This is a genomic window from Priestia sp. ABM2_011 (assembly GCF_056158845.1).
The window spans coordinates 3,367,181-3,380,786 of the sequence record NZ_JBSWUB010000001.1 but is presented as its reverse complement, the minus strand read 5'-3'; the positions used below and the strand labels follow the sequence as shown (position 1 = coordinate 3,380,786).

The window sequence follows — 13,606 nt, the reverse complement described above, 5'->3', positions numbered from 1 at the left end:
CATTCTCCTTTAAAACGATGGCAATGCATCGAGATTATTTGTTTTGTCATGGTCAGGAATGCTGCGAATATACGTACCGCCGTCTTTCCCTACAAAGGTACTCACATGCTCAACGTCCCCAGCTTCTACTTTCTTTAACGCTTCTTCATAGGTTAAAACGTCTCCTGAAGCCGTTTGGAATTCTAAGAGGTCACCGTCTGCATTTTTACGTACTGCAACGAAACGTTCTTTCATACAAATAAACACCTTCCTTTACATCTATATGGTTGCTGAAATAGTCGTTTTTATTCATTATAAAAAGTGATAAGGTAAAGAAAAGAGTGCAAAGGGGATAAAAAATGACAACATTTAATTGGCATGATCAAGCTCAAGACGAGTGGAACCAAAAAGTATCATTTTGGAATAGCCGAAGTGAAGAAATGTGGAAAAACGGAAGTCGGAAAACAGTGATTCCATTTGTTCAAAAACATCTTAAATCAGGGGGTATAGTGGCAGACGTGGGCTGCGGTGATGGGTTTGGGACATCTCTTCTAGCTGCTTCTGGATACAAAACAATCGGTCTTGATTTATCGGAAGAAATGATTCAAAAAGCATCGCAGCTGCATAAAAGTGAAAATTTGTCGTTCGCTCAAGCTGATATTATGAAGCTCCCGCTGTCTTCTGAATCAGTAGAAGGGGTTATGGTAATCAATGCGTTAGAATGGACTGAGCATCCTCGATTAGCTTTGAAGGAATTGTACCGAGTTGTAAAACCAGGAGGATATGCATGCGTAGGTATTCTTGGGCCAACTGCTCAGCCTCGTACCAACAGTTATCAAAGGCTATATGGGGAAGACGTTATTTGCAATACGATGATGCCGTGGGAGTTTGAACAGCTTGCAAAAGAAAATGGTTGGGAAGTAATCGATGGCGAAGGTGTATATAAGCGAAATGTTACTGATAAGCTGATTGGACAGCTCCCAAATGAATTAAAGCAAGCCTTAACGTTTCTATGGCTATTTATGCTCAAGAAACAATAAAAACAGCACGCGTCTCCTTATATGTAGCTGTACAAAGGGTACACTACAAACTGGAGGTGAGTGACATGAGTAAAATTAAAAAAGACCGCTCAAAATCAGAGCTAGGTTCACCAAATGTAGAAGGACAAGGGACGACCACTTCTGAACAAGGTGTTCAAAGCAGTTCAGCTAACAAAAAGCAGAAGCGTTCATAACAAAAATAAAACGAACTTGCAGGGAGAACAACGAGCTCCCTGCAAGTTCGTTTTATTTACGGTGTCATCTTTATAAGTAAGAAGGTATTGTCTGCAAGATTGCAGATAGCTTATAATAAAATCTGAGCCAATAATTGTAATTTTCTACAAGCTTGGTTTCCATTCGATGTAAAGCGGAGGTGTAATAAATGGTGAATAAAAGATATTTACCGGATACTGCAGCGTCTCATGCAAAGCCTGATATTAGAGAGGCGATACTTTGCATGGGGTGGACGGTTTAGTAATAGACATCGCCTAACCGAGCATATCTCATTTCTAATATATACGGCTTTGCCCCTTATTGTATAAGCAAAATCACATAAGGAGCTGGCAGAAATGACGTATGTAAAAGCAACAAATATTTTACCTGAAGAGTTGATTAGTGAAATTCAAAAATACATTCAAGGAGAAACCATTTATATTCCAAAGCCGCAGAAGGCAAAAAGAAAATGGGGAACTTGCTCTGGTGGAAGAAAGTTGATTGACGAGCGAAACGAACAGATTAAGACGTTGTTCAAAAAAGGAGCTTCAATCGAGGAGCTAGCCCGTGAATATTTCTTATCAACCGAAACCATCAAAAAAATTGTATATAAAAAGCAACGGTAAAAATCAAGCGCGGGCGACTGAATGCCCGCGCTTTTTTAGGTATAGTTTATTTCTGATTTATTTTTTACATTTCGTAAAAGGAATCCATACGGTAAAGTAAAAAGTAGCTGATTACCTGAAGAAGGAGTGAAGAACGTGGAAGCGTTTATAAGAAATGATCAATATAACTTTATCAAAAGCCAAACGCAAATTCTTATCAATGGGTATGGAACAGTGAACAATTCCGATGTGCTGCAGGCTTTAAAAGCTCTTGCAAAAGAAAAAGTATTAAACGCGTTTGAAGTTCTTACCGAGGAACAGGAAGAGTTATTGCTACCGGTTGCTGAAGTTAGAAATAAAGAACAAGCAGAAGTGTTTTTAGAAACGATAAAGCCTTACGTGATTCCATTTAAATCGTTTACAGAAGCTGGCGTGAAAAAATTGTTTCCGAAAGTGAAAAAGTTAAAGATTCCTTCAGTTGATAACATTGATTTAGGGAGCATTTCATATGTTAGCTGGGTCGATAAAGGCTCAAACAAAAAGTTTATCGTAGCGCAGGATCTCTATACTCAGAAGCTAAAAGGTATTCAAGGAACGTTTAAACCTATCAACCAGAAGGGAATATGCACACTTTGTCACAGCTACGAAGAAGTCGGTATGTTCACTGCTGAAATCAAAGGAACTGTTCAAGGAACATTTACCCAACGAGGAAATTATATTTGTCAAGATAGCGAAGCGTGTAATCAAAACTTGCTTACCTTAGAGCGGCTTCATGATTTTATGTTAAGGCTTAGTAAATAACATGAGGCTAATAAGAAGAATACAAAAAAAGAAGGTTCAGTCTCTATACTTTTGGTGAGACTGAGCCTTCTTTATCTATCTGTTTTTCTCGATTGGATTGTCACGATAGCTAATCCAATCGCTCCAGCTGCCGGCATATAATTTTACATTTGGAAAACCGGCTGATTTTAAAGCTAAAACGTTAGGGCAAGCAGATACACCCGATCCGCAGTATACAATGATTTCAGCGTGAGAATCAATAGCTGAAAACATCTCTTTCCACTCTTTATCTGTTTTCCATAAACCTTCTGAAGTTAACACATCTTGCCAAAAAGAATGAATGGCGCCTGGAATATGTCCTGCTACAAAATCAATGGGTTCTTCTAAGCCGAGATATCTCTTTTTTTCACGAGAGTCGACAAGAACAACATTAGGATTATGAAGGTTTTCTTTTACGTATTCAACTCCTGCAACTCCCCAATCTTGTTGAACGAAAGGTACAAAAGTTTGAGGAGAAGATGCTGGAACGCTCTTAGTTGTTTCATATCCCGATTGTTTCCAGTTATTAAAACCTCCATTTAAAATTTGTACGTATTCAATTCCTATATATCGCAGTAGCCACCATGCTCTTGAAGCCATCATTCCGTTTTGTTCATCATAAACGACGACTCTGGAATCAGCATTAATTCCTAAGCTGCCGAGCTTCTGAGCGAGCTTTTGAACATCGGGCAGCGGGTGTCTGCCTCCGTGAGAAGTAGCCACAGAGGACAAATCTTTTTCTAAATCCAAATAATGAGCATCCGGGAGGTGCTCATTTTGATAAGCATCTGCTCCTGCCTCAGGCTTTCCAAGGGTAAATCGGCAGTCAAGCAACACAATGGAGTGTTGGGGTTGCTGTAATGCAGTATGTAAGTCAGCCGGTGAAATAATAGTGTTCATAACATTCACATCCTTTTACCAAAATTCTAGTTGAAATAAATAAAAATGAAAAGCTTTAAATATAAATTACGGCAAAGGTATGCTGCTTTCCTTCAATTATTCCCCATAGAATAATTGACCATTTTAGCGCTTATCTGATGCAGAGTGAAATGCTCCTGTGCTACAGTTATAGTAAGAGTTACATAGTATAAGCCAAATGCTCACCGTAAGGTCATACTTACTATTGATGAGAAGGAGAGAGAAAGATGCAAACAAATGAAAAGAAAGAATTTAAACTGATTGCACTAGATATGGATGGAACCCTGCTGAACGATCAGCAAGAAATTTCTGAAGAAAATCGTGCGGCCATTGCTAAAGCTCAAGAACAAGGTGTTCATGTGGTATTAAGCACGGGGCGATCTCTTTTAACATGCCGTGAATACGCGCAGTCTCTTCAGCTGTCTTCTTACCTTATTACAGTAAACGGAAGTGAAATTTGGGATGAATCTGGACAGCTTGTAGAACGAAAGTTAATTGATGCTTCACACATTGAGAAAATGTGGAATCTAACGCAAGAGCATAAGCTTAACTTCTGGGCTGTGACGACGGATAAAGTATGGAGAGATGAATTTCCAGAAGATATTGCTTCACAGGAATGGCTGAAGTTTGGCTACGATATTCCAGATGATGCTTTACGAGAAGAAGTGCTGAAACAAATAGCAGGCATTTCAGATTTTGAAATCAGCAATTCTAGTTTAACGAATCTAGAAATTAATGCACTTGGTATTAACAAAGCAAAAGGGATCATGACTGTATGTGAACGTTTGGGCATTTCAATGGATGAAGTCATTGCAATGGGAGACAGCTTAAATGATATGGCTATGATTGAAGCGGCAGGTTGTGGAATCGCCATGGGAAATGCTCAGGAAGCTGTAAAAGAAGCAGCGGACTGGGTGACAGATACAAATGTCAATAACGGAGTAGCGAAGGCTATCAGCCACTGGGTACTGAAATAACAGCAGCTCTACACAGCAGGCGTCACTGTTGCACCACTTAACTACTTTCCGCATAAACTGATACTGGATGCCTCCCTTAGAGTTCGTCTTATACGTATATATAAGGAGAAGCCATCTAGTTAAGGAGTGGGGAGTATGAGCGATTTATCATTAGACAAGCTGTTAAAAAAAGCAGAAAATAAGCTGCAGAATGTACATGAAATAGTGCAAGAAAAAGCGTACGAACTCATTAGGCAAGCATATAAAGAAAGTATATTTATTGTGATCACTGAAGGATTTAGATCGATAGAGCAGCAGCACAAACTATATTCACAAGGCCGAACAACACCAGGAAGTATCGTGACTAATGCCAAAGGCGGCTATTCTTATCATAATTATGGACTAGCTTTTGATATTGCGCTGCTTGATAACGACGGAAAAGTTGACTGGACCATTGATCGAAGATGGAACAAAGCGGGAGAGGTAGGAAAAAGGATCGGGTTGGAATGGGGAGGAGATTGGACAAGCTTAAAAGATTACCCTCATTTTCAATATACATTCGGTTTATCTTTGTCGGAGCTTCGAAGTGGAAAAAAACCTGAGAAACAGACGAAAAAGGCTTCAAGAGTGCTAATTGAATACGGAGATCGAGGAAATCACGTACAGTTAATCCAGCGTATGCTTATTCACTTAGGTTATTCTCTTTCTGGAGGCGCAGACGGTATATTCGGGTCTGCCACTCTCAAAGCGGTAAAAGCTTTTCAACAAGCACTTTATCTGCAGGTAGATGGAATAGTTGGACCGAAGACACTAGAAAAACTCTATAGCAATTTTAATAAAACTATGTTCTGAATAACCATAAAAAACGATAACGAGAAAAGGAAGAAAAGAGATGGATGGAAATCGTCTCTTTTCTTCCTTTTCTGTAGTTATAGTAGAAAAACTGAAATTTATAAAGAAATAAAAAGGATTTTCTAAGCGTAAGAAACGTTCACGTGATCTAACTGGATAACATTGCTCAACAACACGATATCTTTATATATTTCACTTTTTACAGAGGCGTTTGAACAGTTTTGATAGTCTTTCAACAAGCGGCCAAGTTCTTTAATAAATAACAACGTCTCTTGTTCATTAATCATAGTCAAAACTCCTTGTTTAGAAATGAATCCAGGTCATTATATAGGAATTCTATCATATCTATACGCACCTGTTGACAAAAAAAGTTCGTCAATTTTTTTGTGAGAAGAAGAAATTTAGGGATATGTGGAATGCGTTCGACTCTCTCATTTTATACATATGCAGCTTGTCTAAAAATATGAGAGTAGTTATAGTAATATTTACTCCTAATCATGCAACTTAAAACCTATTTTAGAGGTTATCCTTAAATTCCCTCTATTGTAGAGCGATGGAACAAAAAAAGAATGCCTCATTTTGTATCTTTAGTATGATAACGTTTTGAAGAAATAAGGCATATCTTTGAGTTTTAAGATGGATTTTAATTAGATCTTTTGACACGCACTTTTTGTAGGAGGGGCATATTTACTTTCTATTAAGGGAAATCGTAAAGCTCCAACGAGTTTCTATATCAGAAACTCGTTGGAGCTTAATTTTTTGGATAAGGGATGTGCAAAAGTTCTGGGACGGTCACAAAATGATATCCTTCTTGTTTAAGTCTAGGAATGATGGTATCCAGCGACTTTGCGGTGTTGGAAAGGTCCATGGTCCAATGGCCTCCGTCGTGCATCAAAACAATTGTTCCGGCGTGCATGTTCTTAAATACATTCTTGGTGATTTCTGCTTCTGGGATTTGCTTCCAGTCTAATGAATCAGAAGACCAGTTAATCGCATAGACATTTTCATTTGGCAGCTCGCTGATCATTTCTTGCGTTAAATTTCCATATGGAGGACGAAACAGCTGTGTTTCAAAACCGGTAATGTTTTTAATAATAGCCTGAGTTTTGGCAATTTCCCAGTGAAACTTTTCAGTCGATTCTTTTAGTAAATTGGGGTGCCAATAGGTATGAATTCCAACAGCATGACCTTCAGCTACCATTCTCTTCACCAGCTCAGGATGTTCATGAGCTTTTGCCCCAATAAGAAAAAAGGTTGCTTTAATACCATGCTTTTTCAATTGATCCAATACATGTGGAGTAAAGCGCGGATATGGTCCATCATCAAATGTTAGGGCGGTTTGCTTTAGATGGTTATTACCTTGATAAAGCAAACGGTCACGCACAGCTACATTTTTTACTTGTTCCGCTTTACATAGTGCAGGAAGGGCTCCATTAAATAAGAAGCACAGTGTGAACAGCAGTATACTAATTCTTCGTATCATGTACATGCACGCTCCTTTCTAGGGCAAAGTATAACGTTATGATACCCGATTAAAAATTTTGTATGAAGCTGAAATGCCCTTTTGTGTCAAAACGTATGATATGCATGAAACAGCGCACTATAATAAACAGTTACTATTAGGTGAAGAAAGGAAAAAGCAGATGAAAAAAATAATGATTGCCGTAGCATTGATTTTTTCGCTAAGTTTATCTCCCTTAGCTGAATATATTTCCTATCACGACGACTATAACGTAAGTGCAAGGTCGTATCGTTCGGGGAAGCGGTCGTTTAATAGACAGCCAAGCGTTAGACAAAATGAGCCGAGATCTAATTTTTCAAATCGCAGAAATGGAACGGTAAATCGAGGCGTTACCCGTTCAAAACGAGGAGGATTCGCTCGTGGACTGCTGTACGGCGGTCTGGCAGGGATGTTATTTGGCGGTTTGCTTGGTCATATGGGTGCACTGGGCGGGATTTTTGGATTATTAATTAACATTTTGGCTATTGTGCTTGTAATTAATTTAATTCTGCGGTTATTCCGCCCTTCTCGTCGCGACAATAATTGGAGGTAGACCGTAATTGCTGTCATAAACTAATAAGAAAGCTCCATATAAATAAGAAAACGCTTTCTATAGTTAATCGAAAGGATGAAACGTATGTCAGCAAACAGACAGCGCAGCAAATACCTGGCGTTTTGCACAGAATGCGGTCTCCCAAACAGGTTAACATTGTTTCTTTTAAGACAGTACGTTGCGACAGACGAATATAGCGGATTTTATTGTGGGAATTGCGGAATTCGAAACGAATTTCCAGATTCGGTCATTGAATATATTAAAGAACTTTAAAGAGGCTGAGACAAACGTATATTAGTTGAAGAAGAATCCGAGCGGTGAATCGTTCGGATTTTTTCATGGATAGGCTGAACGTAGACCTTATGTATGTAGCTGATTCTAGCGGTTGGTTGAAGGACAAGGTGTAGAAAAGCTAAATAGATAAGAACTCGCCGAAGGAGCGCAAACGGCGAGGAAGCTCATCATCATCCCATAAAAAGTGAGGTATTGCACGGAAATCAACAGCAGTATCATAGGCGATTCATACTCGATTTTTTATCCCGTTCGTTTCTTCTGGGATTGGATTGATCTCGTGATGTCTCAATCTCTTTTCTTTATTTGATAAAACTATGTTCTAAATACAAACTACAAGACATGGCCGCTTACAAAGAAGAAGTGATGCCTGAATGCTTCACCTTATTCAGGGCGATTAAAAAACTCCCGTTTTAAACTTACTAGGTAGGGGAGTACAAAGGGTTTACGAGAAGAACATATATGAATTTAGTGGCGATAGATTTAACGAACATGTTAATTGCAGAAAATCAATTGAACCATACTTTAAACGGACGCATATACTACATTAAAATTTTAGAAAGCGGAGGAATGGACTAATGCCTGTTTCCGTCATTTTCAACCAAATAAACGTGGTAAGTATGGTGTCCAATTCAGTAATTGCTTCAGGTCAAAATAGCCAGCCAGATTGGAATTCCCAAGGTAAATTTAACTTAGGAAACGGTTTTGCTATAAATTCAGCTATATTGGGCAGCACGAATATCATTAATGATCAGGATGTTTGTGATACGCCAATTACTCAGCCTGAAAATATTAATCCTCAGCCAGTTTCTCAGTTCTAGGAAAAAGAAGATGAAAGAAGTTGAGAAAAGTTGATTATAAAATTTACTAATCTTAATGTTACGTATATTTCTAATAACTCTGGTATTTTCACAGGAGAAAATACTCAATCAGATTGGGAAGTGAATTGGAAAAGTAATACGGGGTTTGGTGAAATAATTGGCTATAATAACTTTGCCTCTCAAATGGTAAATGTTATTAACGATAATGACGTCGTTGATTCCAATTTTTCTGAACACATAGATTTCAACAATGCTCCTGTTACACAAAGTTAAAGAAGTAAAAGTAATTAGGCATTCTATCAATCGGTTATTTTGGCAGAGTGGGGAGGATATATGAGTAACAGGCTTAAACCATCTTTTATACAGATGGTTTTTTTGCTAGCTTATTTTAGAGGAATAACACTCAAGAGTAATGAGAGGAATACTTTTATAGTAAATGGAGTAAATATCATAGAAAAGGCGTAAAAGCTTAAATGATTAAAGAGACGAAGCAGATAAGAATTTAAACATAAGATCATGTATTTGAGTTTTATATGGTATTAACTGAAATAAATTGCTGTCTGTGAGGTGTTTTTATGGCCAATATTCATTATCATTCCATCAAAGTAAATAAAATTCAAAACAGTTCAGGCCTATTTTATGGCGTTAATATTCAATATAAATGGAGTCATAAAAGTCAAATTTCTGACGGTTTTGGAAAAATAGTTGGTCATTCTAATAAAATTTTAAATAATACCACCGTGGCGAAAACCCCTAAAAAAAATGATGAGTAAAATCCTAGAGTTAAGCTTCTTTTGCGGCCTGCTTAAAAGAGTCATTTACATCATCTTCACCAAGAACAAGATGTGTATTGTAGGATAGTTGATTATCATCTCCCGAAATTGTGCCAAAACCTGAATTGCTGCTGCTGATTGTAGTTTCCCAATTTTTTTGCATATTTTTTCCTATAAATACTCCTGCGTTGTTTTTAACCGTATTTACGGTGAGGTCATCAAAAATGATTTGCGGAGAACGGAGATCTATTTTCATAATTCCTCCCGATACATATGAGACATTAATTAAAGTTATCTAATACACTACTTACTATATGTTGTAAATGGGCTAAAAGTGTTAAAACAAATGAGGGGTCAAACTCTATGGATGAAAAGGTGTTGAATATACTCAAAAACATTGAAAAAAGGCTCGCAAGCTTAGAAAAACACGTAAATGAACTTTCAAAAGAAAAGGTCCAATCTTTTCATTTAGATATAAAGAACGTTGAAACACTGAACTTGGACGAACTGTCTTATTATTTAGAACATATTGATGTAAAGGAACTTAGTGGAACTTTGAATATTGGTAATACTTTTCCTGCGCAAACGAATCAATATCAAGCGCCGAGAAAGAAAGGTAAAAAAACAACAAATGACTCTGATGTTAATCGGAAATCGGGTAGTCAGAATAATAAAGCAAAAAATAAAGAAAAGGGTCCTTCTGAAATATCAGTTAAAATTAATGAAAGAAGTGTCCCTTACAAACTAATCCATACAGAAAAAATGAGGGAGTCTAATCAGGCTCTAGAATCAATCTTTAGCATAGGGGACATTCATATTGGTACAATCGAAGATGCTTCAGCTGTAAACTTTGGTAATAACTTTCCGACAAATTTTAGAAGTCATAAAAAAGTGAGTCAGGGATTTGGCAATATTTTGGGCAATCAAAATGATATACATGACATCTTATCCTCTTTAGAGGAAAAAGATGCTTCAGAAGTATACAATGAAAACCAAGGTGAAAAGCCGCCTGAATGGCTGGACACAATGATAGAAGAACAAAAGAAGGAAATGGATGAAACAAAGCTAGACGAGGATGAAGAAGGATGAGGAAGAGAGTAAAAACTTTGGATTCTCAAATCATTGTTGTCGAAGCTGGATTTCTGAAAAAAAAGCTTTAATTAGGAAATAAATAAAATAGAAAACCTGCGCTCTAAACGAGCGACAGGTTTTCTATTTTATTTCTAGGCCGCTGCAGTTTCAACATGAAAAAGAGCATGCGTAATTTAATTGAACACTGGGATAGATCGGTTCTTTCATTCCCACAGATATGGAGTCTCTTGGTAAACATAATAGTTTAACCAATTCATAAACAGCAGGTTGGCATGAGAACGCCATGTTTTTAAAGGGTTTTTGTCAGGATCATTGTTTGGGAAATAGTGTTCCGGAAGCTTTGGTTCTAGTCCTTTTTCTGTATCTCGAAGAAATTCTTCTTGCAGTGTTTGAACATCGTACTCTGGGTGGCCTGTCACGAAAACAAACTTTTCGTCTTTAGACATCGCCATATAAACACCAGCTTCTTCAGAGTAGGAAAGAAGCTCAAGGTCAGGATGATTTTTTACTTCATTCATGTCTACATCAGTGTGACGGGAATGAGGAGAATAAAAGACATCATCAAATCCTCGCAGCAGCTTAATGGGTTCTTCACTCGATACAACATGTGTAAATACACCCGTGCATTTATCAGAAAGAGGTCGCTTGTCAATGCCAAAGTGATGATAAAGTCCGGCTTGAGCTCCCCAACAGATATGAAGGGTAGAAGTCACATTTGTTTTACACCAATTCATAATTTCTTGAAGTTCTTTCCAGTAGTTTACTTCTTCAAATGGTATATGTTCTACAGGTGCTCCTGTAATAATCATTCCGTCATATTTTCGTTCTTTAATTTGTTCAAACGTTTTATAAAACTGATCTAGGTGATTTTTACTCGTTGTTTTTGCTTTATGGCTTGCCGTGTAAAGAAGTGTAATATGCACTTGCAGCGGTGAGTTCCCGAGTAAACGTAATAATTGCGTTTCAGCTTTTTCTTTTTCCGGCATTAAGTTTAGGATAACAATATTAAGCGGGCGAATTTCTTGGTTAACCGCGCGCACGTCGTCCATGATGAAAATTCTCTCTTTTTCTAAAATTTCTTTTGCCGGAAGATCACGTGGAATATTAATAGGCAATAAAATTCCTCCTATTCGATTTCGAAGTAATGACGCGTATAAATGTTCTTTCTCACGTGAAGATGAGGTTCAACATTTATGTACAATATACTATTATAGGAATATACAGAATATTAAGCAATTGAATTTTGAAAAAAAAGAGCATTAATATGCGTAATGGCTAAAATGAAATGGTACAATAAGGTTAAATTGGAGCATTGCTATGCTTTTTTAGCATGACTGAAACTCAGTAAAATTTATAGAGCAGTCGTTCCTGTATTTATTAAACTTCATATCTCCCCCAGAAAACGGATTTTATCCTTTTTTGATGAAGTGTTTAAAAAGAATTCTCAGCAGAAAAGGGGTTTTTATATGACAACTAAGAAGCAAATAAAAAGTGATTTGCAAATTGCACAAGAGGCAACGATTAAACCGATTAAAGAGATTGCCGAGCAGCTCGATATTTTAGAGGCCGAGCTAGAGCCGTACGGACATTATAAAGCCAAGCTTTCTTTGTCCGTTATGGAACGTTTACACACAAAACAAGATGGAAAAGTGATTTTAGTTACAGCTATTAATCCAACTCCAGCAGGAGAAGGGAAGTCGACAGTGACGGTTGGCTTAGCTCAGGCATTACATAGATTAGGTAAAAAAGCGATTGTCGCCATGCGTGAACCTTCTCTTGGTCCGGTAATGGGAATTAAAGGAGGTGCCGCTGGAGGTGGCTATGCTCAAGTGCTACCAATGGAGGATATTAATTTACACTTTACTGGAGACCTGCATGCCATCACAACAGCTAACAACGCGCTGGCAGCCATTTTAGATAACCATATACATCAAGGTAATGAACTGCGTATTGATACACGTAAAATTACGTGGAAACGAGTGGTGGATTTAAACGACCGCGCGCTGCGTCAGGTTGTCGTTGGATTAGGTGGTCCGATGCAAGGTGTTCCTCGAGAAGATGGATTTGATATTACGGTTGCATCAGAAATTATGGCTATTTTCTGCTTAGCGTCAGATTTACAAGACTTAAAGCGTCGCTTAGCGTCCATTGTTGTAGCTTACAACATGGATAATGAGCCTGTAACGGTTGCGGACTTAGGTGCACAAGGAGCGCTTACTCTTCTTTTAAAAGATGCGATTAAACCAAACCTTGTACAGACGTTGGAACATACTCCAGCCCTCATTCACGGAGGTCCTTTTGCTAATATTGCCCACGGCTGCAATAGCGTCATTGCAACAAAAATGGCTGCAAAACTAGGCGACTATGTAGTAACAGAAGCGGGATTTGGGGCAGATTTAGGCGCAGAAAAATTCCTGAATATTAAAGCTCGTATGGCAGATATTAAACCAGAAACGGTGGTAATCGTTGCCACAATTCGTGCTCTGAAAATGCATGGGGGCGTTCCTAAAGAGCGTTTAAATGAAGAAAACATTGAGGCTTTAGAAGCGGGAATTGAAAATCTTGAAAAACATATTGAAACGATTCAGGCATTCGGCGTTCCTTATGTGGTAGCCGTGAACCGTTTTGTAACAGATTCAAAAGGTGAAGTAGAAGCGCTTATGAATTGGTGCGCTTCAAAGAATGTTCCAGTTGCTTTAACAGAAGTATGGGAAAAAGGTGGAGAAGGCGGCGTCATGCTTGCTGAAAAAATTCTTGAGGTCATGAACGAGACAGAAAGTCAGTTTTCTCCTCTTTATGATGTGTCAGCTTCGATTCCAGAAAAAGTAGAAGCTATTGCTAAAACCGTATACGGAGCACAAGGCGTAGATTTTGCTCCAAAAGCGTTAAAGCAAATACAGCAATTTGAAGCAAACGGATGGGATCACCTGCCGATCTGTATGGCCAAAACGCAGTATTCGTTAAGTGATGATCAGACGAAGCTGGGGCGACCAACTGATTTTAAGATTACAGTGAGGGAATTCCGTCCTTCGCTCGGCGCTGGTTTTCTCGTGGCGCTAACAGGTTCAATTATGACAATGCCTGGACTTCCAAAAAAACCTGCTGCGCTCAATATGGATATTGACGAGAATGGACATGCACTAGGTATTTTTTAAGAGAAAAGCGATGCCTTGGCATCGCTTTTCTTATGATA

19 protein-coding genes are annotated in these 13,606 nt (G+C 38.1%); 13 read left to right on the top strand and 6 right to left on the bottom strand.

Translation table 11 applies throughout. The features are described from left to right. Positions 1–9 precede the first annotated feature (9 nt). Positions 10–234: a DUF3892 domain-containing protein gene (locus ACXAE4_RS18190; RefSeq protein WP_013056672.1), complete on the bottom strand. Its 225-nt coding sequence runs from the start codon at positions 232–234 to the stop codon at positions 10–12. Positions 235–338: 104 nt separating this feature from the next. Between ACXAE4_RS18190 and ACXAE4_RS18185 the strand changes: the two genes are divergently transcribed. From ACXAE4_RS18185 to ACXAE4_RS18170, 4 genes are all read left to right on the top strand, one after another. Further along, the gene (locus ACXAE4_RS18185) at positions 339–1,019 is read left to right on the top strand and encodes a class I SAM-dependent methyltransferase (protein ID WP_028413664.1); all 681 of its coding nucleotides are present in this window, start codon (positions 339–341) and stop codon (positions 1,017–1,019) included. 65 nt (positions 1,020–1,084) lie between these two features. Continuing rightward, the gene (locus ACXAE4_RS18180) at positions 1,085–1,213 is read left to right on the top strand and encodes a YuzL family protein (protein WP_013056674.1); all 129 of its coding nucleotides are present in this window, start codon (positions 1,085–1,087) and stop codon (positions 1,211–1,213) included. 366 nt (positions 1,214–1,579) lie between these two features. After that, positions 1,580–1,858, top strand: coding sequence for a CD3324 family protein (locus ACXAE4_RS18175; RefSeq protein WP_289578959.1), 279 nt, complete (start codon positions 1,580–1,582; stop codon positions 1,856–1,858). A 135-nt stretch (positions 1,859–1,993) separates the two neighbouring features. Then, entirely contained in the window at positions 1,994–2,638 is a 645-nt protein-coding gene (locus ACXAE4_RS18170) for a FusB/FusC family EF-G-binding protein (RefSeq protein WP_257041602.1), read from the top strand. Between the two features lie 75 nt (positions 2,639–2,713). On the opposite strand, the gene ACXAE4_RS18165 is transcribed toward ACXAE4_RS18170, so the two are convergent. Further along, positions 2,714–3,556: a sulfurtransferase gene (locus ACXAE4_RS18165; RefSeq protein WP_257041601.1), complete on the bottom strand. Its 843-nt coding sequence runs from the start codon at positions 3,554–3,556 to the stop codon at positions 2,714–2,716. A gap of 245 nt (positions 3,557–3,801) precedes the next feature. Here ACXAE4_RS18165 and ACXAE4_RS18160 point away from each other — a divergent pair, with 245 nt between their 5' ends. Then, positions 3,802–4,551, top strand: a complete 750-nt coding sequence (locus ACXAE4_RS18160; RefSeq protein WP_028413660.1) for a Cof-type HAD-IIB family hydrolase — start codon at positions 3,802–3,804, stop codon at positions 4,549–4,551. 135 nt (positions 4,552–4,686) lie between these two features. Next, positions 4,687–5,382: a peptidoglycan-binding protein gene (locus tag ACXAE4_RS18155; RefSeq protein WP_221816773.1), complete on the top strand. Its 696-nt coding sequence runs from the start codon at positions 4,687–4,689 to the stop codon at positions 5,380–5,382. Between the two features lie 122 nt (positions 5,383–5,504). On the opposite strand, the gene ACXAE4_RS18150 is transcribed toward ACXAE4_RS18155, so the two are convergent. Beyond that, complete coding sequence (locus ACXAE4_RS18150) at positions 5,505–5,669, bottom strand: hypothetical protein (RefSeq protein ID WP_013056680.1); 165 nt, start codon at positions 5,667–5,669, stop codon at positions 5,505–5,507. Positions 5,670–6,133: 464 nt separating this feature from the next. Beyond that, positions 6,134–6,865, bottom strand: coding sequence for a polysaccharide deacetylase family protein (locus ACXAE4_RS18145; RefSeq protein ID WP_475236550.1), 732 nt, complete (start codon positions 6,863–6,865; stop codon positions 6,134–6,136). A 160-nt stretch (positions 6,866–7,025) separates the two neighbouring features. Between ACXAE4_RS18145 and ACXAE4_RS18140 the strand changes: the two genes are divergently transcribed. From ACXAE4_RS18140 to ACXAE4_RS18120, 5 genes are all read left to right on the top strand, one after another. Then, the gene (locus ACXAE4_RS18140; protein ID WP_028413657.1) at positions 7,026–7,436 is read left to right on the top strand and encodes a hypothetical protein; all 411 of its coding nucleotides are present in this window, start codon (positions 7,026–7,028) and stop codon (positions 7,434–7,436) included. Between the two features lie 84 nt (positions 7,437–7,520). After that, positions 7,521–7,709 (top strand): hypothetical protein, encoded by a 189-nt coding sequence (locus tag ACXAE4_RS18135; protein ID WP_014460480.1) that lies wholly within the window; start codon positions 7,521–7,523, stop codon positions 7,707–7,709. Positions 7,710–8,347: 638 nt separating this feature from the next. Continuing rightward, positions 8,348–8,548 carry a hypothetical protein gene (locus ACXAE4_RS18130; RefSeq protein WP_223260161.1) on the top strand — a complete coding sequence of 67 codons (201 nt, stop codon included), beginning with the start codon at positions 8,348–8,350 and terminating at the stop codon, positions 8,546–8,548. Positions 8,549–8,578: 30 nt separating this feature from the next. Beyond that, positions 8,579–8,821 (top strand): hypothetical protein, encoded by a 243-nt coding sequence (locus tag ACXAE4_RS18125; RefSeq protein WP_025752022.1) that lies wholly within the window; start codon positions 8,579–8,581, stop codon positions 8,819–8,821. Positions 8,822–9,123: 302 nt separating this feature from the next. Then, positions 9,124–9,321 carry a hypothetical protein gene (locus tag ACXAE4_RS18120; protein ID WP_034268305.1) on the top strand — a complete coding sequence of 66 codons (198 nt, stop codon included), beginning with the start codon at positions 9,124–9,126 and terminating at the stop codon, positions 9,319–9,321. Between the two features lie 10 nt (positions 9,322–9,331). On the opposite strand, the gene ACXAE4_RS18115 is transcribed toward ACXAE4_RS18120, so the two are convergent. Continuing rightward, positions 9,332–9,577 carry a hypothetical protein gene (locus tag ACXAE4_RS18115; RefSeq protein ID WP_033578760.1) on the bottom strand — a complete coding sequence of 82 codons (246 nt, stop codon included), beginning with the start codon at positions 9,575–9,577 and terminating at the stop codon, positions 9,332–9,334. 107 nt (positions 9,578–9,684) lie between these two features. On the opposite strand from ACXAE4_RS18115, the gene ACXAE4_RS18110 reads away from it, so the two are divergent. Next, positions 9,685–10,410 carry a hypothetical protein gene (locus tag ACXAE4_RS18110; protein ID WP_028413655.1) on the top strand — a complete coding sequence of 242 codons (726 nt, stop codon included), beginning with the start codon at positions 9,685–9,687 and terminating at the stop codon, positions 10,408–10,410. A gap of 206 nt (positions 10,411–10,616) precedes the next feature. Here ACXAE4_RS18110 and metA read toward each other — a convergent pair whose 3' ends face one another. Beyond that, positions 10,617–11,528 (bottom strand): homoserine O-acetyltransferase MetA, encoded by a 912-nt coding sequence (metA, locus tag ACXAE4_RS18105; RefSeq protein WP_028413654.1) that lies wholly within the window; start codon positions 11,526–11,528, stop codon positions 10,617–10,619. A gap of 351 nt (positions 11,529–11,879) precedes the next feature. Here metA and ACXAE4_RS18100 point away from each other — a divergent pair, with 351 nt between their 5' ends. Then, on the top strand, positions 11,880–13,568 hold the full coding sequence (locus ACXAE4_RS18100) for a formate--tetrahydrofolate ligase (protein WP_098999868.1): 1,689 nt from the start codon (positions 11,880–11,882) through the stop codon (positions 13,566–13,568). Positions 13,569–13,606: the final 38 nt, after the last annotated feature.